A 21,819-nucleotide genomic window follows, 5' to 3' on the forward strand; every position below is an offset into this window, starting at 1 on the left:
AATGATTTTTATGTGAGAATTTCTAACCACCTATAAACTTCATTGCTATTTCTTATGCTTTCCCAAAAGGAATCAGCGCGTTTTTTTCGAAATTTACAGTAAGAAGCAACTTTTCTTACGAATTTTCTTAAAACACATCAATTACCAATATCCAGGTTGCTATTAGCTTTAATTTCCTGCTATAACATATGCATCTATGCAAAATCATCTAAGTTCGTTTAAGTTATTGTTTCATAGTTTTTGAGAACAACTATGTCTGTCCATCATTTCCAGTAATCTTCTTATTTACTAATCTGCTGTTTTTCGTTACTATGAGGTATATGTTGAATTATGTCTAATCTTCATTTTTCATTCATAGAATTCATACAATCAAAAAAAAGAAAACACTTAATAGTAAAAAGTGAGGTATTGCGATGACGCAGAAACGAACAAGGCGCCATAAACGCAGAAAGAAAAAAGTAGTTCGATTTATTATGCTCTTTAGTATTGCTACTCTCCTCTGTGTTGGTGCTGTGGCAACTTATTTTATCTACCAATTATCAAATGTGACGGCGAATACCCAGTTAGAGCTTGACCGTGGGGAAAAATCAGAAAGACGCGAAGTCGCTGTCGATCCTAGCAAAGATAATATTTCCGTCTTAATTCTAGGAGTGGATGATCGAGATGGCGATTTACGAGGCCGTACCGATGCGATGCTGCTTGCTACGTTCAATAAAGAAGACAGATCGATTAAACTTCTCAATATTCCGAGAGATTCTTTAGTTGATATACCTGGACGAGCAAACCCAGATAAAATTAATCACGCCCACTCCTTCGGTGGATTAGACTTAACAGTAGAAACAGTTGAAAATTTATTTGAAATACCAGTCGATTATTATGTTACATTAAATTTCGTTGCATTTATTGAAATTATTGATGCTCTTGGTGGCGTGGAAGTCGAAGTACCATTTACATTTACTGAAATGGACAGTAATGATACAAAAGAAAGCATTACATTATATGAAGGTACGCAAACATTAAACGGCGAAGAAGCACTTGCCTTTTCGCGAATGCGCAAAAAAGATCCTCGTGGTGATTTAGGACGAGGAGAACGTCAACAAGAAGTCATTAAAGGGATTATTTCAAAAGGTGCTTCTATTTCATCAATTACTAGTTACGGTGACGTTATGCAAAGTGTTGAAGAACACATGGCAACAAATTTCAGCTTCGGAAACATTATTGCTCTTCACTCGTATGCAAGTGCTTTAAATGATGTCGAATCACTATCTCTTGTAGGAAATGACGCACGAATTAATGGCGTTTATTATTACGATCTAACAGATGAATCTGTAAATGAACTAAAAGACACATTCCAAACTCACCTTGGCTTACAGCAATAAAGTGAAACGATATACTCAGAAGAACTGAGTATATCGTTTTTTTGTTGCCTTTAAAAAAAATAACTAGGTTGTAGCAACCTAGTTATTTCTCATATTTTAAACGTCTCTTTGCATTCGTAAAACGTCTTATCAATTTGATCATTGGTCGATATTCTGAGCTAACTAATCCCACTCGCTCAACAAGAAATTGAATCGCAATAATCGTAATACATAGAATAATCATTGATATCCATAACGTCGCCATTGTTAGCATAACTGCTGCTAAACCGAAAAATGCCGTCATTGCATAAATAGCAAGAACTGTTTGTTTGTGAGACAAGCCTAATCGCAACAAGCAGTGATGCAAATGGGACTTATCTGGTGCCGATAAAGGTTGCTTATGAACTAAACGACGAACGATTGCAAACAATGTATCAGAAATCGGAATCGCTAAGATAATTACCGGGATTAATAGCGAAAACATCGTTACATTTTTAAATCCTAATAAGGAAATAACTGAAATCATATATCCTAAGAATAAAGCTCCTGTATCACCCATAAATATCTTTGCTGGATTAAAATTATGAACAAGAAAGCCTAACGTACTCCCTAATAAGACGACTCCAAGCGCTGCAACAAACACATCACCTTGTACAATTGCTAGTGATGAAATTGTGATCAAGACTATGCTAGAAACCCCTGCAGCTAAGCCGTCCAAGCCATCAATTAAATTTATCGCATTTGTTACCCCGACAATCCAAAGTAACGTTAATGGAATGCTAAACCATCCTAATTGCAATTGACCATCAAATGGCAAATTGATGAATTCCACTTTAACGCCACCGTAAATAACGACTCCTGCTGCTGCTAATTGCCCTAACAGCTTCCATTTTGCTGAAAGCTCCGTCATATCATCTAAAAACCCGGTCACAATAATGATAAATCCACCAATTAAGATCGGTAACATAAATGGACTTTCCGGTTGCAAAATGATAAGACCAATTAAAAACCCAATATATATTGCTAAACCACCTAGACGAGCCATCAACGTTTGATGCACTTTGCGATGATTCGGCTTGTCAGTAGCTCCAATTTTTATAGCAAAACGCCTTACTAGCGGTGTAATTAGCACCGTAACGATAAAACAAAGTACCAAAGCCAGAGCGAGCATAATGACCCTCCTTATTTCTTACCTTCTCCATTAACTGCGCTTTTATTTCTTTTTCGATTAAACAAGTTTCTTCTTTTTTATCCAATGGGGCTTTTAAAAAACATCCATAATGGATTGTACCACAAAGAACAGAATTCGAAATCAAAAATTTTATAAATTATACACATTGACACAATTTCACACAATTAAATTGTATCAATTTACCTATTATTACAATTTCCATTCGTTAACTATATGAAACTTGTATCATTTTGTTATAATGAAACTACTAAAATTGTAAAATGAGGTCGAAATTTGAACTAAAATTAAGTAATAATCTATTCCTTTTCTATTTAATAATGAAACTACTATAAAAAGTTAGGAGACTATAATGCAAAAATTACGATTACTTACGATTCTTATGATGTTACCTATTTTATCTTTAACAACTTTCACCTCTGCTTCTGCGAGCGCAGATGAAATTATGACAAATGTTGAAACATACCCAATTCTTGAAGGTGTTGAAATTCCTAAAGTTGAGTACGTTGATCCGAGTGAAACAGTGCAAGCCTCTTCTGCTAATAGCGGAGCTACATTTACTTTTACAGGTGATGGTTGGGGTCACCGTGTCGGGATGAGCCAATATGGTGCATTAGGTATGGCTAAGGAAGGCAAATCTTACGAACAAATTCTCAAGCATTATTATACAGGTATTAATTTACGGAAAGATGCAAACTCAAGCGTGAAAGTTATATTAAACCCCGAGCAAACATTTACATTAACTCCTAATGGGGATTTCAAGTTATTAAACGAAGATGATGGTCTAGAAGTTTCATTTAAAGACTCCATTGAGTTTAGTCAAGATAGCAACAAAGAAGCCGTTGCAAAGATAGATAATACAATATTAACTTCAACAAAAGGTTTCACATTAATCCCAAATAAACAGCAAGATAGCAACTATACAACTGTTTCTAAGGTTAGACATGGGTCTAGTAATGTAACAGCTGATTATCGTGGATCGTTTTATATCCAGCCAGACGACCAACGCTTAAGCCTTATTAATGAATTAGATATTGAAGATTACCTGAAAGGAGTTGTACCAAGTGAAATGCCGGCTTCTTGGGGTACCGAACATTTAGAAGCACTAAAAGCACAAGCTGTAGCTGCCCGCACTTACGCCAAAAGAATTGCTAATGGTCGCTACTTAGATGATGATGTCTCTAATCAGGTATACCGTGGTAAATCACTTGAACATGCTAATTCAAACAAAGCAGTAAAAGAAACACAAGGCGTAGTTGCCGTTCATAACAATCGTCTGATTGACGCTGTCTTCCATTCAAGTTCAGGCGGACACACTGAAAACAGCGAAAATGTCTGGGGTGGTACGTTCGATTATTTAAAAGCAGTAGATGATCGATATGATTCAAACACAAGCACTCATCATGGCTGGTCAGTAACAGTGGCAAACGAAACCATTGCTCATGCCGTGTTCGGTTCGAAGGACTATATGGTTAGCGATATTAAGATTACAAAACGAACGGACGCACTAAGTGTTCAAGAAGTAGTAGTCACAGCTAAGCACAAAACATCTGGAAAAGAAGTAAAAGAAACACTTCCAAAACCAATTGCATCAGGTCAACGACTTCCTGATCGACTACGTTCTCAAATGGGAGTGTCACTGAAAAGCATTAAATTTGATATCGAACGCAATGATATTTTTACTGACGTAACAAACACAACATCAGGTTATGATGAAATTATGTTCCTTTACGATCGTGGTGTGATCAGTGGTTTTTCTGACAATTCATTTAAACCAAATCAAACGATCGACAGAATTCAAACAGCTAGAATGCTTGATCGTGAGTTGAATTTATCTGTTCCTCCAAGTAGTTATCAATTAAAAGCAACGGACGTTCCGAAAGATCGTGATTATTATGAGTTATTCCGTAAGATGGAGTACCACGGAATTATGACTGGTAACAATGGAAAAATGAATCCAGGTGAGGATCTGAAGCGTGCCCAAATGGCTATTGTCTTGACTCGTGCGTTCAACTTAACGAAACCATCGAACACGAGTTACCAGTATGCTGATATTAATCGTTCTACGTATTCGGAAACGAGCTTAGATGCCATTGATACGATAGCTTATCATGGCATTACAACAGAGTATGGAAAAGACAAATCGTTCCGTCCGAATGAATCTACAAGCCGTGTGATGTTTTCACGTTTCATGACACGTGCGATTGATGAGTCATTTAGATAAATAGCTTTTGACAAAGTGAAAGAGAATATACTTGAAAAAGAAGAAGCTGCATGTGAGCTTCTTCTTTTTTTTATTATTTTTCTATTGTTATCCTCGCTTCACCAATTTTTTCAGAAGCTTCGTACGGACAGCTTCAAATTCAGGGAAACGTAAACTGTGTAATATGAAAGCAACGACAACGATCGTTACGACTAATGCAATCATTAACGTGACAATCGGCAGATCAATCGTGATCAATGATTTTACCCCTAGTTGAACAGCAATGATTGACGCAAAGAGAACAGCGAACTTCCAAATCGTTGTGAATGTATTCGGTCCAAATAGGTGTAACTTTAAGACAACCTTTGCTGCGATCAAAAGCATCAGCAAATTACTAATTGCACTAATGGATGTTGCAGCAGCAAGACCCCTAGCGCCAAAATGGTTGATTAATAATAGATTCAGACCAACATTAATTCCAAAGACCGAAATGACTCCTAGTGTCACAGGTAGAATGGATTTCTCCTTTGCGTAAAAAAAACGAGTGACATATAAATTGGCTGAATGAGCAAACATTGCAATCACTAATAGCTGAAAAAGTGGTGCAGCGAGTAGCGTCGAATCACGAGTGAAATTCCCATATTCAAACACAAATCGGAATATCTCTTCTGCGTAAAAATAGGCAAAGATTGTCGCTGGAATAATAATGATCGTCATCATTCGCAACCCTTTTGAATAAAGACTTTGAATGTCTCCCTCCTGATTTGCTGCTACTTTTTTCGCAAGCAACGGGTAAATAACGGTCGTCACAGCTGTCATTAATACACTTTGCGGTAGTTGAACAATTTTTGATGAGTAATTCAAAGCTGAAATCGCACCATCACTTAGTCCAGCTGCAAAAATTCGATGAATTAAAAAGTAAAACTGTAACGTTGCGCCACCTAATATAATTGGAAACGCTAAACGCCACATTTTCTTAAAATCATCATCTATTTTTAAGTTAATTTTAAAACGAACAAAATTCCCTTTTTTTAGCAGAATGACTAACATAATTGCCATCACGATCGCACTAATTACCGCACCATACGCATGTGCATATGGCCCAATGTACGAATAGCCAACAACAGCAATGATTACAAACGTGACATTCATTAAAAGAGTCGACGTTGTTGCGAGCGTAAATTTCCCGTTTACATTTAAAATGCCGGTAAACCACATCGATATGACGAGAAACAATGTTGCAGGTGCCATAATCTGAAACAAATCAGCCGTTAACGCGAGCTCTTCAGGTTGAAGTCCTCTAAATAACAAGCCAATGACCGCTTCAGAAAAGAACATTAACACGGCTGTAAAAATGAGTAATAAAAGTGAGAGCCATGTAAAAATAGAGCTTAAAAATGTCTCCCTTTTGAGAGGGTCATCCATTTTACTATAAATCGAAATAAAGGCGGTTGTAATCGCTCCTCCGATCACAACATAAAAGAAGTTTGGTAACGTATACGCCGCAACGACACTATCTGCTATATTTGATGTTCCAAACTGATAGCCAATGACGACTTCTCGTAAAAAACCGATAAACCGCGACCCTAAATTGATCACGGCTACCGCTCCGATAATTTTTAACAACGTATTGCCTTTCACTTATCCGTTCACTTCTTTCTCTCTACCGAATCTTGATTCAAATCGTTTGAATAAAATCATCGATAAGTTTGATCATTTGATCACGTCCACTTTTAAACGGGACTGGTTCGAAATCTTTTGCTTGTTCTAGCTTTTTTTCTAAGTCAGCAAGATCAACTACACTTAAAATATGACCCGCTTGGCTAAAAGTTTCAGAGATCTCAATTTGATGATCGTCATTATGTTCTCCGTATTTGGCCAGTCTTGCTGCGGCAATAACCGTTTTTCCTTTTTTCACCCCGGTAATAATGGAGCCTGTTCCTGCGTGCGTAATAATGAGCCTTGCTTTATCAAAGTAGTTCTCCATTTCAGAATAACTCATAAATGGGATAAGTGTCATCATCTCACTCTCATACGGGGTATGTCCAACTTGGACGACGACATCTTCAGTAATCACTCCTGTTTCCTGAAGGCGCTCAACCTTTTCTAACAAACGCGAAAACGGCAATTCATGTGTTCCAAGCACAACAAAAATCAATAGATAGACCCCCCATACACAGCTTTCGGGTACACTTTCTTCATTGACTCCCACTGAACAATGAATAAATCAGCAATGGGATAAACAAGGCGACCAGAAAGAGTTGGGGTCGTTGTTTTCGCAAAGCTTTCGATATAAATGACTTTTCGTCTAAATAGCTTCGCAATGTAACACATCGGAACCGAAGTATGTGCTCCTGTTGTCACAATCACATCTGGACGTTCCTTTAAAAAAATGAAAAACGATTTAATACAATTAAACGAAAATTTAAATAGATAACTAAACAAATAGTTCCGTGCCCCATACACTAAAAACGATACAGGATACTCCTTCGCCAATTCTTTCGTAATACTGGATTCTTCAGTGACAATGTGATAATCATATTGATCAAATAATGGTTTCAGCTGCAAAAGCTGGGTTAGATGACCACCAATCGAGGAGATGAACATTACTTTTTTCTGTTTATTTTTCTTCATCTTCCATCCCTCATTTCGTATAAATCTCAAGTACTTTTTCTGTTAGTATATCTTGATCATTCTCTATCGCTCTTCTTTTCCCCGCTTTAATTAACCTTTTGCAATACTCTTCATCTTCTAATACTTTCATCATTCCACTAGCTAAGGAATCCGCATTTTCTGGTTCGACTAATACACCATGATCATCTGCAAGCAACACTTGAAGCCCGCCAACTTTTGTCCCAACAACTGGAGTTCCACAAGCCATCGCCTCAACGGCAACAAGCCCAAAGCCTTCCATATAGGAAGGCAATACAAAGAGATCCGCAGCTGACATCCAGATGGCAACTTCGCTTTGTGGTACCGCTCGATGAATATGCACATCTTGTAATTGATGATTATCAATATACCCGATAATCTCTTTTTGAAACGCTTCTTGTTTTGGGTTCCCAACTAAGTAGAGAGAAAGGTTACCATGCTTTTCTTTTAACGTGTTATATGCCTCAAGGAGCTCTAAAATCCCTTTTTCTCTAATCAGGTTTCCTACAAAGACAATCGGGCGCTCCTCCTCTTTTATCCCAAGCACCTTTCTTGCCTCAGCCACATCATGTTGATGAAATGTTGCTAAGTTAACCCCCATATTAATAACGGACAGTTTATTAGACGGGATGTGATATTCCTGATGAATTTCTCGCTGTAAATCGTGACCAACCGTAATCACATGATCAGCTTCTTGTAAAATTTTTGTCGTCCAGTCCTTAATACGTGCATTCTTTTTCGCCATTCGGTTAATATCGCCACCATGAGCGGTTACGACCATTTTCGTCTTAAACCATTTTTTAAAAAGTAAAGCAAGCATCCCTGTTGGGAAAATATAATGAGCATGAACGACATCATACTTTCTCCCTCTTCCTAACAACGCTACACACGTTTGCATGGTCCACTTTGCATATTTTTTAATGACATTTGCTTTATTCATATCAGGGTCTGTCACTGCAATGACATCAACTTCTACCCCTTTTTCACGCAGAGCATTCACCTGGTTTTTGACAAAGATTCCAAACGTTGCACTTTTGTCTCCTGGGTACATATTGCTTAATACAAGAACACGCATTTGTTTATCCATTATGCTTCTCCTTCATATGCCAGTTCATCCCGATTCCTAAGAATAGCCAAAACCAAAGCGCTATTTGGTGATTTTCCCATGCGGTTGAAAGTAACCCCATTATGACAAAGGCGATTCCAAAGGTAACAACGAACAATCCAACCCATTTATAAATGAGAGCGTCTTTCTCTGCAAATAACGTCATTTCTTTTAATATTTTAAATAAAAAATAACCAAGTAAGATGACTCCAATTACACCATACTCAACAAGCACATATAACGCATTGTTATCAACCGTTCGCATCGTGCTTGGAAGCCCCTCATGCATAAACTGGTGAAAGGGTGAGTTAAACACAAATGCAGCGTTGCTTCCAAACATACCCGGTCCAACACCGGCAATTGGATTTAACATAAACACTTCAAGTCCACTTAAGATAATTAAGAATCGATAATTTTTCGTTAAGTCCAAAGTATATAAATTCCGCTGTGCAAATCCTTCTAAAAAGACAAGAGCAAGACCGTAGCCAACAACAAATAAAACGACTAAGCCAATCGCTACTTTTAACAGTACACGAAACGCTTTGTTCTTCCGGTTTAAAATTCCAATGATGGCAAAACAGCCGATAAGTGCTAAGAACGCTTGACGAGAAAATGTAAGGGCAATAGCAGTTAGTAGTACGGCCACGATTACTAAATATATCATTTTCGACCGACCTGATAGCTGCTGCCTATAAATAAATAGGTATAGCGTGACAAGTAGTAAAACAGCGACTAAAAAACCAGCTAGTGTATTACTAGAATCCATTAAACCAAAAGCGCGAACTTCTTCCCCTACTGCGATACTTCTTCTTTGCGACACGTCGCGAAGTGGCAATGGAATTAACAGGGCAATTTGAACAAACCCAATAATTGATTGGAAAAGAGCCAAACCAATAATTAAATGGAAAAGCTTTTTCACCCAACTAGCTGGAATATCTAATGTTAGCAAAATAAAAAACAATATGACATATTGAAACAATGCTCGCACTCCAAAAACCCCTTGAGTAAACGGAACATTGTTAATGAACATACTAAATAAAGCAAAACTCAAAAACAGAATCAAACTCCCGTTGATCGGGTTTTTTAATCGAGCGACTATATTTTCACGTCCTAATTGCGGATGGATAATGACAAGTAGTGCCATCGCAACTAGTAACATTTCTCCTGTATAGGAAATCGCCATTCGAACGATTCCAGGAAGTAGGTTTCCCCAAATTCGTGTAAACTGCAATTCAATCGATGTCCAAATAACAAGCAGTGTTGTTGCAACCAATAGAATCCGATTCGTTCTTTCTACTGGAAAATATCTCTCTATCATGAAATTCACACCATTCACTTTTTATCTATTTCTAATTGTTTCAAGCCCTTTAAGGCCTCTGCTTTTAACGTTTCTGAGACAATGTCAAAAGCATTTTGAACAGACTCCCAGCTTTCACTAATCGCCTGAAATACATCGACCATTGAGGAAGAACTCGGGTTTACGTTTTTAATCGGGATACCAAGAGAGGGCATTTCAATGACTTTCATAAAATCCTCTACTTTATGATGATAACCAATTCCAATAACCGGTGTTTTCGCAACAACGGATAAAATTAATGAGTGAAGTCTTGTCCCAATAATTAGATCTTGCTCTGCACTTAAGGCAACAATCTCGGTAGGATGCAAGTTATCCTCAATTAATTTCGCGTTCTCTTGATGATTCATTTTTGCTAAAATATCTTTTGTGACAGCAACATCCTCAGGGTATTTTGTAGAGAAAAAAGTAACCTCTACGCCCTTTTCTTCTATTAATTGATCAAGTTGAGTTGCCATTCCATCAACATAGGCCTGATATTTTGTTAAATCTGGTTTCGGCCAATATTGCTGGCTAAAATAAGGGACAGCTGTTACGCCTACTTTTTTAATCGACTGTGAGCGCGAATGAGTCTTCGGAGCAGGCACTGAAAAGGCCGGATCACCAATCACCGTTACTGGCGTCTTCACCCCTAGTGATTCGAGCAGCGCTTTTGAATCTTGGTCTCGAACCGACACAGACTGAGCCGCATTCGTTAAACGAGTAATAAAGAACTTCCCTAACGCCGTTGTAAGTGGACCTGCACCAACCCCATATACAACGACTTTACAACCCGCGCGCTTGCCTGCTAAACCAAGGGTGCTGTACAGTGGCGCATCGCGTTTATACATATCCATCAGCAAACCGCCGCCGCCGATAATGAGTAAATCAAGCTCCTTCATAACTTTATAACTAACTCCAATTGTTGTTAGCCCTGACTTTAAGATGCTCCCTTTTTTATGAATAAGAGGCATAGAGCGAATGTGATACCTCTCCTTTGTATTGTCAGGATTATTACTAAAAATAACAATGTTTTCTTTTTTTACCTGGAGATGTTCAGTTAGCTGATGCAAAATGCCCGTTAGGATTGCTTCGTCTCCATTGTTGTTATTGCCATAGTTTCCAATAATTCCTACTTTCATTTCATAATCCTACTTTCTCGTAAATCGTTTTTGAACTAGCTCACGTAAATATAATTCCATCTCTTCTTTTAAGTCTGCTCGATCAAGCGCAAATTCAATCGTCGTCTGAATAAATCCAAGCTTTGCTCCTACATCATATCGTGTTCCTTGAAACTCATAAGCAAGCATGTCTCGCTTCTTGCTTAATACTTGTAGTGCATCAGTTAATTGAATTTCTTGCCCTTTTCCAGGAGGCGTTTGTGCCAGTATGTCAAACACGTCAGGAGTTAAAATGTATCTACCCATGATCGCAATATTGGATGGGGCAACTTCTTTAGGTGGCTTTTCGACCAAATCCTTCACTTTGTAAACACCATTTCCAATTGAGTCACAGTCGACGATACCATAGCGTTCCACTTCGTCATCTGTTACTTCCTGAACGCCAATGATCGGATTTTCAAATGTCTCATACAGTTCCATCATTTGCTTAAGGCAGGGCGTACCTGTTGATTTTACAATATCATCACCCAACAAAACAGCAAATGGTTCATCGCCAATAAATTTACGAGCACAATAAACAGCATGCCCTAACCCTGAAGGCGTTTTTTGACGTATGTAATGAATATCAAGTAAGTCCGTACTTTTCTGCACAGACTTCAAAAGCTCTTCTTTTTCCTTGCGTATCAACTCTTCTTCTAATTCGACATTTCGATCAAAATGATCTTCAATCGCTCGTTTGCCTCGACCCGTCACGATTAAAATATCTTCAATTCCTGATTGAACAGCTTCTTCGACAATATATTGAATTGTTGGCTTATCAACAATCGGTAGCATTTCTTTTGGTTGTGCTTTCGTCGCCGGCAAAAACCGCGTTCCAAGACCAGCTGCAGGTATAATCGCCTTTTTCACCTTCAAACCGATAACCTCCCTTTCCTAATAACAGCTTAAACATAGCTACTCCATTATACAATACAGAACAACACAATGCAGATGATTTCTGTTTGACAAAGATGTAAAAAGAACAAAAACGGTCGATTTTTGACTGTTTTTGTTCTTTGAAGCAATGAGCGGAGCCGAGACACGTTTTTCAAATCTAACGATGAGTGCCTTCTCATCGTTAGATTGTATCATGGGGAGCCATTGCCCTCCCAAGAATAAACTTCCAAACGCCCTTGACCTTCTCTTGTTCTAATGCAATAACTTAGCGCCTACATGCTTTTAAATCACACGAAGAGTGCCCTTCTTTGACTAAGCCTAAATGAATGCGCTTGACTTGGCCCACTCTTAAAAAAGTCCGCTATGAGAATTCCTCATAGCGGACTTAACCGTGCTTATAACCATGAACAACATTCACTTATTTACTAGAATAATAGTCTTCAATCCCTTTGCGAATAGCTGTTGCTGCTCTGCTGTTATAATTAGACTGTTTCATTAAAGCTGCATCTTTGCTATTTGTCAAAAAGCCAAGTTCAATTAGAACTCCTGGCATATTTGTTTGAACCAATACTTTGAAATTCGCTTCTTTTACTCCACGGTCAGTTGTACCTAATTCTTGAACTAAACGCTTATTAATTTTCTCAGCAAGATCTTTGCTTTCACTTTTCGTTGCTGAAGACGCACTAATCCACGTTTCCGTTCCATTACCAGCTGTGCTTGCTGCTGCATTTGCATGAATCGAAACAAAAATATCTGCTTTAGCATCATTCGCAATTTTAGCACGCTGATCTAACTCGACAAACGTATCATTGTTTCGAGTTAATACAGGCTTAGCACCAGCACTTTGAAGCTGTTTATTTAACTCAAGCCCCACACCTAGCACGACATCCTTTTCTTGCAAGCCATTTGCTACAGCTCCAGGATCTTTCCCACCATGTCCAGGATCAATCGCGATAATTCGATCCCATAGTACAGAGTTCGGCGTATTGTTTGAATTATTTGATACTTTCTTTACGTATGAGGAACTCACATATCCCCAACCATTGACGTATTTAATTTTATACCACGAACCTTGAGTAGCATACACATCTACTTTTTGTCCGCCTTTCAAGTTACCAAGAACGGAAAAAGAAGTACCAGCACCCAATCGTACATTTAACGTACTTGAAACCGTTACTTCACCTTGGAATTGAACAGTTTCATTGCTTGGTTGTGATTGATTTAAACGGAAACTTGGATCAAGAGCACGTGCTACATACGTAGAAAACTCTGCACGTGTAATTGCTTTTCCCGGTTCATAACGCCCGCCTTTTTCGACAATGCCATTATGTTCCAGCGCAACAATCTCTTTTAGAGTCCAGTGCTGTGAACTGATATCTGTGAATGAACTTGATGCTCCTCCACTCAAATTAAAAGCGCGTGCAATAATAGCAGCCGCCTGTGCTTTATTCATCGTCTCAGCGGAGTAAAATTTCCCATCTTTACGACCAGTAAAAATGCCTTGTTGAACAGCACGCTCAATTTCTGCGGATGCCCAATGATTTAGGGATACATCAGGAAATGTGGGGTTACTAACCTTCAATCCATTTAAACCAAGTGCTCCAGTTATAATAACAGCACCATGAGCACGGGTAAGTGTATTATTAGGTCGAAATGTACCATCTGAATGACCTGTAATGACCCCTTTATCTTTTAATAAATGGATTTCTTTATGGCCCCAAGCACTGGAAGGAACATCAGGAAATTTGCTCTGCGCTGAAGCAACCTGTCCATTTCCAGCTAATAAGGACAAAAAGAGAATAAAAACAAAAGACAAAATACAACCTTTCCTCGACAATTCTAGACCTCCAATCTACAAATCATTTATCTGTTTATAGATTAACATGTAAAAATATATGAAACTAGCGATTTTAAGAATTTATCGAAATTAGGAATTTTTCCATGCATATTGTAAAAATTCCTCATATCGCCTCATTTTATCGAACAATTCCCCGTCATATTCATGCTAGACTGTTGGTACCTCGATATTCTTGTATCAAACTTCCTTCCACCCTTTAGGTTACGTTGCTCTTCACAGCAAGAATAATTTCCGCTAAAATAAGTTGACTGGATACATGATAAGGTGGTTACTGATAATGATAAATGTACGTACTTTTTTTCTTTTTGTATTATTGCTTGTTTTGTTATCTGCTTGTTCAACAATGAATATGGAAAGAAAGCTCGCAGAGGAACAACGAATCGACACAACTTTGTACGCTTACGATGATGAAGAGTTTCGTTACAGCGATCAAATTGTTCAAACATTAGCCAAACGCTTTCAATTAAAAGAGTTAACAACAACAAATGTAAATAGCATCATGAAAGATGAAATTGCGGCTGGGAATTATAATGAAGTGATTATTTACTTTCGCTATCTTCTTGATGAGAAGGAAAACGAAGCTGCTATGTATACAGAACGTTATTATGACGCTTTGCAAGCGCATATACAAAATACAAATGATCCTTCGCCACAACTTGTCGAAGCTGCTATTTTGCAAGCAAAACGACAGTTCGAGTTCGAACCTGATGATCAACGACATGTTGTGTATTACGCATCATTGTTAATCGATTCAAAATATGATGTCGAACAAGGTCTTGATTTATTATTCACACTTGAAGAGGACCTTTATCAAAGAGGAGAAGACCCTAATAAACAAACGCTACAAGCTCTAGCAAATGCTTACTATGTTAATGGAGACTATGAAGAAAGTGTTGAAAATTACTTGTTCCTAATTGCCTTAGAACCAGATGATTCATCGCTTTACTATACAGTAAGTTACGTATTAGAAGAAATGGGAGAAGTCGAAGAAGCTTCTAGATATTTAGAGAAAACGTATGCCCCAACGATTGATTTTCTAAATATGTACAGTACAGAAGCTTTTGGTCTTTACCGTAGCTACTTCAACTCAAAAAATTTAATTCAAAATTAAGAAAAAGGGTCTGACTGCTACCAAGAGGAGGGGTCAGACCTTTACCATTACTTTGTGATATTATAATGGATAGGACGCAATTTTAACGCATGGAACTTTTTTAAGTACGGGAGGATACAATACATTGAAATCATATATACTGCTACCGATTATTGGCGTTTTCGCTATTTGGCTAGCATCGTTCTTTATGCTCCAAGCAGACTCTGCTGACCGCTATCAAATCGAAGACGTTCAATTAAAAGAAGCGATTTATACGAAACTTCAAATAACTAGTGGCGAAGAACTCAATTCAAAACGATTAAAAGAGATAACGTCATTAAACCTTTCTAACGAAGGAATCACAGACGTAAGTGGCTTAGAACATTTCGCTAATCTAGAAACACTCGATTTATCGGGCAATCAGATTACAGACTTCGAGCCCCTTACGCATTTGAAACAATTAAAAGAATTGGATCTTAGCTTTAATCAAATTGAGAGCCTTGATCCACTTGAAAGAATGCCAACGATTGTGAAATTGAACATGGAGGGCAACCGGATTACCTCCATTCAACCATTGAAAAAAATGGCCAGCTTGCTTTCCTTGAATATGGCCGATAACCGTATTCGTACGATTTCAACCTTTTCATCTTTAGTTTATTTACAGGAGCTTACCCTTCGTGGGAACTATGTAAATGACATTTCAGCGCTTGCCGACCTACCTGATCTTAGGAGACTCGACGCTCGCTATAATTTCATAACAGACTTAACACCACTTGCTAACACGCCTTTATTAAGAGAAAGACTTCTTTTAGAAGGAAACCAACTTCAATCTGTTCAACCTATTGCTCATTACTATGATGCCATTTCAGAAACCGATCTTGGTGAGCTTCCATTTCTAATTGAACTTTCTGAACGAGGTGGGTTAAAAGACAATGCTGTTTCAATCGAGCTTTCATTTCCGGTTGAAACTGAAGCTGTCATTCATTATACAACAGACGCTTCAACACCTGATGAAAACTCACAAATCTATGAAGGCCCTCTTGAACTTACGGAGTCTACTGTCCTTAGTGCCGTTGCCATTTCTCCTACAGGAGAGCTTGGACCTGAAGTACGTGAAACCTATTTAATTAAGGAAACGCCAAACTTACCGATTATTTCATTAAGTACAGATCCAAGAAATTTATTTGATGATGAAATCGGCATTTATGTTCCTGGGGATCATTTCAATCCCGTCTTAGAACGTGCGACATCAGGGAACTACGCAATGACTGGCCACGATTGGGAAAGACCTGTGAAAGTAGAACATTTTAATGAATCCGGTGATCTTGTTCTTTCAACCAATGCTGGCATGAGAATACACGGCGGAGCCTCAAGAGCGTACGATCAAAAATCTCTACGTCTCTATGCTAGAAATGAGTACGGGAATAATACCTTTAATTACTCTTTCTTTGGTGAGGACAAACGCCACCTATACAAACGCTTGCTTTTACGCAACTCTGGGAATGATTACAACAGCACACTGTTTCGTGATGCGTATCTTCAATCGTTAGTGAAGGATGAAATCAATGTTGAAACACAAAATTACAAGCCCGTTGTTGTCTATATAAATGGAGAATATTGGGGAATACACAATATTCGCGAACGCTTTGACCAACATTATTTTGAACGAGAATTGGGAATCCACCAAGATGACCTAGACTTGCTTGAAAAAGATGGAGAAATTGATCAAGGTCGTAATGCGCACTGGAATTCGGTTACAGCGTATATTCGCGAACATGATTTGTCCGAGCAAGAACATTATGAGCAAGTAGCCGAGTGGATCGATCTTGATAATTTTATTGATTATAACATTACAGAAATATTCGTTCGAAATACGGACTGGCCTGGAAATAACCGTGTTTTTTATCGAAACCGAATAGAAAATGAACCTTGGAAGCACGTTTTATTTGACCTTGACTTTGGATTCGGACGTTTTGGAGGACCAGATGCATATCGTCACCACACATTGCAAATGGCAACAGAAGCTGGACAAGATTCGATGCCAAATCCCGATTGGTCTACCCTTGTCTTACGCTCTCTAATGGAAAATGAAGATTTTCAAACAGACTATATTAATCGTTCAGCCCATTTCCTTAATACGCTGTTTCACCCTTCTAGAAGTGTGCCAATGCTAGAAGAAATGGCTGCAGCGATTGAACCTGAAATGAATCACCATATTGACCGTTGGCAACACCCTAGTTCATATGAAGACTGGGTCACGCATCTAAATCGGATGAAACAATTTGCGATCGAGCGACCTGAGTTTATGTTTGCTCACTTAGCTGATTATTTTACTCTTAATGGGTACGGGGAAGTAGAATTAGATGAAGACTTGCAAAATGATCTAACTGTGAACGGCTATTCGTTAGCAAGAGACGATTTGCAAGCATTTCACACCTTCCGTTTTCTGACGGATGTTCCTTTAACATTTAGTCACACCGACACAATCGGACGAATCACATCTTCTAATGAAGAGATTGTCGACGTAGTGGATACTGATAAACTCCTTCTGCTAGCAGAAGGCGAAGCTACTGTTGAACTCTTCGATGAGGAGAATCGCTCACTTGGTACGATGACAATGATCGTCTCGCACTATGAGAAAGATCAGTTGACCGTTTCAGCAGGAGAACGAATCACACTAGCTGGGGAAGGCTGGCTAACGAGCGATGAAGAAGTCGTTAGTTTAGAAGGAAGCAGCGCAATAGCCCTTGTACCGGGAACATCTTTATTAACAAGAAAAGAAGGATCAGATATTATTGAACTAATTACGATTCAAGTCACGGACTGACGTAATTTGAGGAGGATTTTTGATGAATAGACAATCATGGACCGTCTTAATTGGCATAATTGTCTTACTTTTAGGTGGATGGGGCGGAGCATATATTTTCGCCTCTGATACTAGAGTTACCTTTGCAGATGAAAACTTTAAACAAGCTGTCATCGTATCTCTAGGTACAGAAAGACCACTGAAAGAGTACGACTTGCAACAAATTACGACGTTAAATTTACGTGGAAGGCATATTGAAAGCCTAGACGATTTACGGCATTTCCCGAACTTACAACAATTAAATGTTCGAGAAAATGCGATTCGAGATTTAGATCCAATAAAATATACTCCAAACATAGAACAATTGGACATTGAAGAGAATTTCATTCAAGACTTAACACCAGTAAGTACCTTAACGCAACTTCGAACATTGGATGCTGAAAACAACCAAATTGAATCGATTGAACCGTTAACAAATCTAACCGGGCTTGTCGATTTAAACTTGCGTAACAATCGTATTACGTCACTTGAACCATTAGCTAATTTAACATATTTAGAAACTCTTAATGTCCGCGACAATCAAATTGAGGATATTAGCACATTACAGCATTTATTTCGTTTGCAAGATCTAAACTTACGTAACAATTTAATTACTGATTTCAGTCCTTTGCAAGACTTACAAGATCTTACACAACGTGTGTATGTGCGTGGGAATCCTTATGATCGCGAGCCAACATTAAATCAGCTCTATAACCAAGTACGCGATGTTGATTTTGGTGACCCAGCTTTACAAGTTAACATGTCTGAAATAAGTGGCACCTATCGTTCTCCATTTGAACTAAGCTTAGAAAGCCAACGAGAAGGCGTCATTCGTTATACATTAGATGGCAGCGAGCCGACGCTTGCATCAGATGCCTATAGTTCTCCAATTGTCATTCAAGAAACAACTACTGTTCGAGCTAAATTATTTTTAGCCAATGGAGAAACGGGAGAAACAGCCACTCGTACATATCTAATGAACGAGTCGACATCCGGCACACTCCCAATTCTTGCTATATCTATTGACCCCGCTCACCTCTTTGATGAGAAGCGGGGCATATATGTTGCCGGTGAGCATTATGACCCTGCTGCACCAGTTCCGGAATTAACAGGAAATTATATGATGCGCGGATCAAATTGGGAACGCCCTATTCAAGTGAGCTACTTTGACCAAAATGGCGCGACTAGCCCTCTCTTCACACAGCCAGCTGGGATTCGAATGTATTGGGGCGATTCTTTAGAGACCGAGCGTAAATCGTTTCTACTTTATAGTCGAGGGGAATATGGACAGCATGTCTTTACTCCTTCTCCCCTGCTTAGCACGAATGATCAAAGTGACAAACGTCTAATCGTCAGTCACGGACAAAAAGGTGATTTGTCATTTATTCGACACTCACTGATTCACGAAGCTGCCAAGGATATAAATGTTATTTCTAAAGAATCAAAGCCTATTTCTCTCGTAGTGAATAATGAAAATTGGGGATTATACCATCTAACTGAGTATTATGATCACCATTACTTTGAGTTAACGTATCAAATTGACCCACGTCAGCTTGATTTGCTTGAAGGCAATGACAAAACTTCACATGGAACAAGGGGTTCCTACGACGAATTAGTAGCGTACGCTATGGATCACCCATTGCAACAAACTGATCATTTTAACTATGTCAGTTCACAAATAGACCTAGCTAGTTTTATTGATTTTTTTATTATCCAAACGTATTTCCAAAACAAAGACTTGTCACAATCAACCTATTGGCGTGATCGTGGCGGCGACAACAAATGGCGCTGGGCTATCAACCATGTTGAAATGGATTTAGAAAATCAACTCGTCGATTTTGAAGACTTTCTTCATTATCACGCAGAAAGTGAACTAGTTCAATTACTATTAGCTCTGCTTGAAAATCAAGAGTTTAAACAACAATTTATCGATCAGTATACGGAAAGACTTCAAACAACGCTCTCACCAGAAAACCTTTCCACTTTAGCTATACAATTGAAAGAGGACATTCAAGCTAATATCTCTTCTCTCATTCCCATCTCGGGGAACCCCTCTTCTGTCGCTGAGTGGGAAGAGGCCAATGAAGAACTTCTTTACTTTCTTGAAGAACGTGCGAGCGACATCCATGAGCAACTTCTAACTTTTTAACACAAAAAAATGCATCACTTCATATTTGAAGTCATGCATTTTTCTTTGTCCATTTGATTTTCTGCCATTATACATCATCTTCAACTCTAACCATAATCTACTACTATCCGAAAATATAGATAGTATACCAACCTTCCATCAGGAATGATAGAATGAGTGCATACATATTCTAGGAGGTATTTCTTTTGAATTTCAAACGATTTTGTTTGGCTTTCATACTAGCACTAACTGTTAGTATGTCACCCACTCACGCAACGTCCGATACTTTTAAAGACATCTCACAAAACCTTTGGGCAAAAGAAGAAATCAATTACCTATATCAAAATGACATCATTGGCGGATACCGCGATGGAACCTTTCGTTCAACGAACCCGATTACTCGTCTTCAAGCTGCTAGAATGATCGTAAAAGCATTAGATTTAAATACTAAAGGCAGGCCAGCACCAAACCTAAACGATATTGACAAAACATTTACTGATTATGACCTTGTAGCAACTGTCGTAGATGAAGGAATTATCAATGGTCGAAATGGGAATTTCATGCCTGGAGCTCCTTTAACACGAGGACAAATGGCTGCCATTCTCGTACGCGCATTTGACTTAAAAGGTACGTGGGATGGAGAATTTAACGATATTCACCAAACCTATACATTTTATGATGACATTCACGCACTAGCTGCTAATGGAATTACCACTGGTTTTTCTTCTGATCACACATTTAGACCAGGTCAAAATACAACACGAGCACACTTTTCTGTTTTTCTCACGAGAACATTACAGGGTGATCAAACAAGTAAGCAACCTGTTCAAGAAAAGCCAGATCAAGGAATAAGTGCAATTGAAGCAAAAGTGATTGAGTTAACAAATGATGAAAGAAGAAAAAAAGGATTACTTGTATTAAAAGCAGATAACTCTCTTGGCGTTGTTGCAAGAGAAAAATCCAACGATATGCAAACAAATAATTACTTTTCCCATACAAGTCCAACATACGGTTCACCATTTGATATGTTAAACGAGTTCAATGTATCTTATTACAAGGCTGGCGAAAATATCGCAAAGGGTCATCAGACGGCTGAACAAGTGGTTAAAGCTTGGATGAATAGTGAAGGTCACCGTGCAAATATTTTAAATAAAGACTTCACGCACATTGGCATTGGCTACAATCAAAACGGTCACTATTGGACACAAATGTTTATTCGAAAATAAAATTACGCTTTTACATTAATTGCAGTAAACAAAAGAGGAGATCTCATATATTTGAGATCTCCTCTTTCGTTAAACTAAAACGTCTGTGATGGCATAATAATCGACACTTTTAAATTGGCATTATGTTCTCTAATTGCGTCAATAATAGATTTATCCGATACCCCTTCTTTTGGTACGATCGTATAGGTTAACTGATACATTGTTCCTAAATTAGTTGTCTCTACTTGAAGCAGCTTATGTTGAGCTAAAAACGTTGCAAAAATCTCATCAAAGACTTGATCATAATGCATATTCTCTGGGATTGTCACTTTCAACGTTTTTGCTAGTTCATCCTTTGCTCCGTAATTCGTAGCGTAAAGAATATAAATAAGCAATGATAACGTAATCGCAAATAAAATGGCTAATGTGTAGAACCCAAGTCCACACGCAATCCCTGCAGCCATTCCAAAAAAGATAAACGCAATATCTTTCGGATCTGCCATCGCACTTCTAAAACGAATAATGGAAAACGCACCGACTAAACCGAAGGCAACTGCAATGTTGTTTCCAATAACAATCATAATAACAGAAACGACAACAGACATGATAATGATCGTTTGCACAAACGTTTGTGAATACTGACCGCTTTTATGCGTCTTTTTGTACACCCATGTAATTAATAAGCTTAGTAAAAAACTAAGCGCGATCGCAGCAAAAGCTTCCATAATTGCTGCACGTGTTGTAAAATCTGAGAAATACTGTAGTTCATTAAAAAACTGATTCATGATATTCTCCT

Annotated in this window: 16 protein-coding genes; 6 read left to right on the forward strand and 10 right to left on the reverse strand. The window is 38.3% G+C overall.

Annotated elements, in window-relative coordinates:
• Positions 1-413: 413 nt before the first annotated feature.
• Entirely contained in the window at positions 414-1,379 is a 966-nt protein-coding gene (locus tag SLH51_RS16995; RefSeq protein WP_335962602.1) for an LCP family glycopolymer transferase, read from the forward strand.
• An 82-nt stretch (positions 1,380-1,461) separates the two neighbouring features.
• Here SLH51_RS16995 and SLH51_RS17000 read toward each other — a convergent pair whose 3' ends face one another.
• On the reverse strand, positions 1,462-2,529 hold the full coding sequence (locus SLH51_RS17000) for a glycosyltransferase family 4 protein (RefSeq protein ID WP_335962603.1): 1,068 nt from the start codon (positions 2,527-2,529) through the stop codon (positions 1,462-1,464).
• Between the two features lie 370 nt (positions 2,530-2,899).
• Between SLH51_RS17000 and SLH51_RS17005 the strand changes: the two genes are divergently transcribed.
• A complete protein-coding gene (locus tag SLH51_RS17005) occupies positions 2,900-4,771 on the forward strand; it encodes a SpoIID/LytB domain-containing protein (protein ID WP_335962604.1) in 1,872 nt (623 codons plus the stop codon).
• An 87-nt stretch (positions 4,772-4,858) separates the two neighbouring features.
• Here the strand turns inward: SLH51_RS17005 and murJ are convergent, their stop codons facing one another.
• The 8 genes from murJ to SLH51_RS17045 all read right to left on the reverse strand — a co-directional run bounded on the left by murJ (position 4,859) and on the right by SLH51_RS17045 (position 13,734).
• Positions 4,859-6,391, reverse strand: a complete 1,533-nt coding sequence (gene murJ, locus SLH51_RS17010) for a murein biosynthesis integral membrane protein MurJ (RefSeq protein ID WP_335962605.1) — start codon at positions 6,389-6,391, stop codon at positions 4,859-4,861.
• A gap of 37 nt (positions 6,392-6,428) precedes the next feature.
• On the reverse strand, positions 6,429-6,908 hold the full coding sequence (gene pssE, locus SLH51_RS17015) for a PssE/Cps14G family polysaccharide biosynthesis glycosyltransferase (protein WP_335962607.1): 480 nt from the start codon (positions 6,906-6,908) through the stop codon (positions 6,429-6,431).
• Positions 6,905-7,384, reverse strand: a complete 480-nt coding sequence (gene pssD, locus SLH51_RS17020) for a PssD/Cps14F family polysaccharide biosynthesis glycosyltransferase (protein WP_335962608.1) — start codon at positions 7,382-7,384, stop codon at positions 6,905-6,907. The genes pssE and pssD overlap by 4 nt, the downstream gene beginning before the upstream one ends.
• 10 nt (positions 7,385-7,394) lie before the next feature.
• Complete coding sequence (locus tag SLH51_RS17025; RefSeq protein ID WP_335962609.1) at positions 7,395-8,489, reverse strand: glycosyltransferase; 1,095 nt, start codon at positions 8,487-8,489, stop codon at positions 7,395-7,397.
• Positions 8,482-9,825, reverse strand: a complete 1,344-nt coding sequence (locus SLH51_RS17030; RefSeq protein ID WP_335962610.1) for an O-antigen ligase family protein — start codon at positions 9,823-9,825, stop codon at positions 8,482-8,484. The genes SLH51_RS17025 and SLH51_RS17030 overlap by 8 nt, the downstream gene beginning before the upstream one ends.
• Positions 9,826-9,839: 14 nt before the next feature.
• Complete coding sequence (locus tag SLH51_RS17035; protein WP_335962611.1) at positions 9,840-10,982, reverse strand: polysaccharide pyruvyl transferase family protein; 1,143 nt, start codon at positions 10,980-10,982, stop codon at positions 9,840-9,842.
• 9 nt (positions 10,983-10,991) lie between these two features.
• Positions 10,992-11,876, reverse strand: coding sequence for a UTP--glucose-1-phosphate uridylyltransferase GalU (gene galU / locus SLH51_RS17040; protein WP_335962612.1), 885 nt, complete (start codon positions 11,874-11,876; stop codon positions 10,992-10,994).
• A gap of 439 nt (positions 11,877-12,315) precedes the next feature.
• Complete coding sequence (locus SLH51_RS17045) at positions 12,316-13,734, reverse strand: N-acetylmuramoyl-L-alanine amidase (RefSeq protein WP_335962613.1); 1,419 nt, start codon at positions 13,732-13,734, stop codon at positions 12,316-12,318.
• A gap of 298 nt (positions 13,735-14,032) precedes the next feature.
• Here SLH51_RS17045 and SLH51_RS17050 point away from each other — a divergent pair, with 298 nt between their 5' ends.
• The 4 genes from SLH51_RS17050 to SLH51_RS17065 all read left to right on the forward strand — a co-directional run bounded on the left by SLH51_RS17050 (position 14,033) and on the right by SLH51_RS17065 (position 21,044).
• Positions 14,033-14,866, forward strand: coding sequence for a tetratricopeptide repeat protein (locus tag SLH51_RS17050; RefSeq protein WP_335962614.1), 834 nt, complete (start codon positions 14,033-14,035; stop codon positions 14,864-14,866).
• A gap of 124 nt (positions 14,867-14,990) precedes the next feature.
• The gene (locus SLH51_RS17055; RefSeq protein WP_335962615.1) at positions 14,991-17,672 is read left to right on the forward strand and encodes a CotH kinase family protein; all 2,682 of its coding nucleotides are present in this window, start codon (positions 14,991-14,993) and stop codon (positions 17,670-17,672) included.
• 22 nt (positions 17,673-17,694) lie between these two features.
• A complete protein-coding gene (locus SLH51_RS17060) occupies positions 17,695-19,839 on the forward strand; it encodes a leucine-rich repeat domain-containing protein (protein WP_335962616.1) in 2,145 nt (714 codons plus the stop codon).
• Positions 19,840-20,024: 185 nt separating this feature from the next.
• Positions 20,025-21,044, forward strand: a complete 1,020-nt coding sequence (locus tag SLH51_RS17065) for an S-layer homology domain-containing protein (RefSeq protein WP_335962618.1) — start codon at positions 20,025-20,027, stop codon at positions 21,042-21,044.
• A 74-nt stretch (positions 21,045-21,118) separates the two neighbouring features.
• Here the strand turns inward: SLH51_RS17065 and SLH51_RS17070 are convergent, their stop codons facing one another.
• Complete coding sequence (locus tag SLH51_RS17070) at positions 21,119-21,808, reverse strand: DUF4956 domain-containing protein (protein ID WP_335962619.1); 690 nt, start codon at positions 21,806-21,808, stop codon at positions 21,119-21,121.
• Positions 21,809-21,819 lie beyond the last annotated feature (11 nt).

It is taken from the genome of Halalkalibacter kiskunsagensis (assembly GCF_037027555.1).
GTDB classification, from domain to species: Bacteria; Bacillota; Bacilli; order Bacillales; family Bacillaceae_D; genus Halalkalibacter; species Halalkalibacter kiskunsagensis.

What these genes read in the sequence shown, in the direction of transcription:
- SLH51_RS17050 (WP_335962614.1), top strand. Translation starts at nt 14,033, where the DNA reads ATGATAAATGTACGTACTTTTTTTCTTTTTGTATTATTGCTTGTTTTG.
- SLH51_RS17035 (WP_335962611.1), bottom strand. Translation starts at nt 10,982, where the DNA reads ATGAAAGTAGGAATTATTGGAAACTATGGCAATAACAACAATGGAGAC.
- SLH51_RS17030 (WP_335962610.1), bottom strand. Translation starts at nt 9,825, where the DNA reads ATGATAGAGAGATATTTTCCAGTAGAAAGAACGAATCGGATTCTATTG.
- SLH51_RS17025 (WP_335962609.1), bottom strand. Translation starts at nt 8,489, where the DNA reads ATGGATAAACAAATGCGTGTTCTTGTATTAAGCAATATGTACCCAGGA.
- SLH51_RS16995 (WP_335962602.1), top strand. Translation starts at nt 414, where the DNA reads ATGACGCAGAAACGAACAAGGCGCCATAAACGCAGAAAGAAAAAAGTA.
- SLH51_RS17070 (WP_335962619.1), bottom strand. Translation starts at nt 21,808, where the DNA reads ATGAATCAGTTTTTTAATGAACTACAGTATTTCTCAGATTTTACAACA.
- SLH51_RS17000 (WP_335962603.1), bottom strand. Translation starts at nt 2,529, where the DNA reads ATGCTCGCTCTGGCTTTGGTACTTTGTTTTATCGTTACGGTGCTAATT.
- SLH51_RS17060 (WP_335962616.1), top strand. Translation starts at nt 17,695, where the DNA reads ATGAATAGACAATCATGGACCGTCTTAATTGGCATAATTGTCTTACTT.
- SLH51_RS17005 (WP_335962604.1), top strand. Translation starts at nt 2,900, where the DNA reads ATGCAAAAATTACGATTACTTACGATTCTTATGATGTTACCTATTTTA.
- pssD (WP_335962608.1), bottom strand. Translation starts at nt 7,384, where the DNA reads ATGAAGAAAAATAAACAGAAAAAAGTAATGTTCATCTCCTCGATTGGT.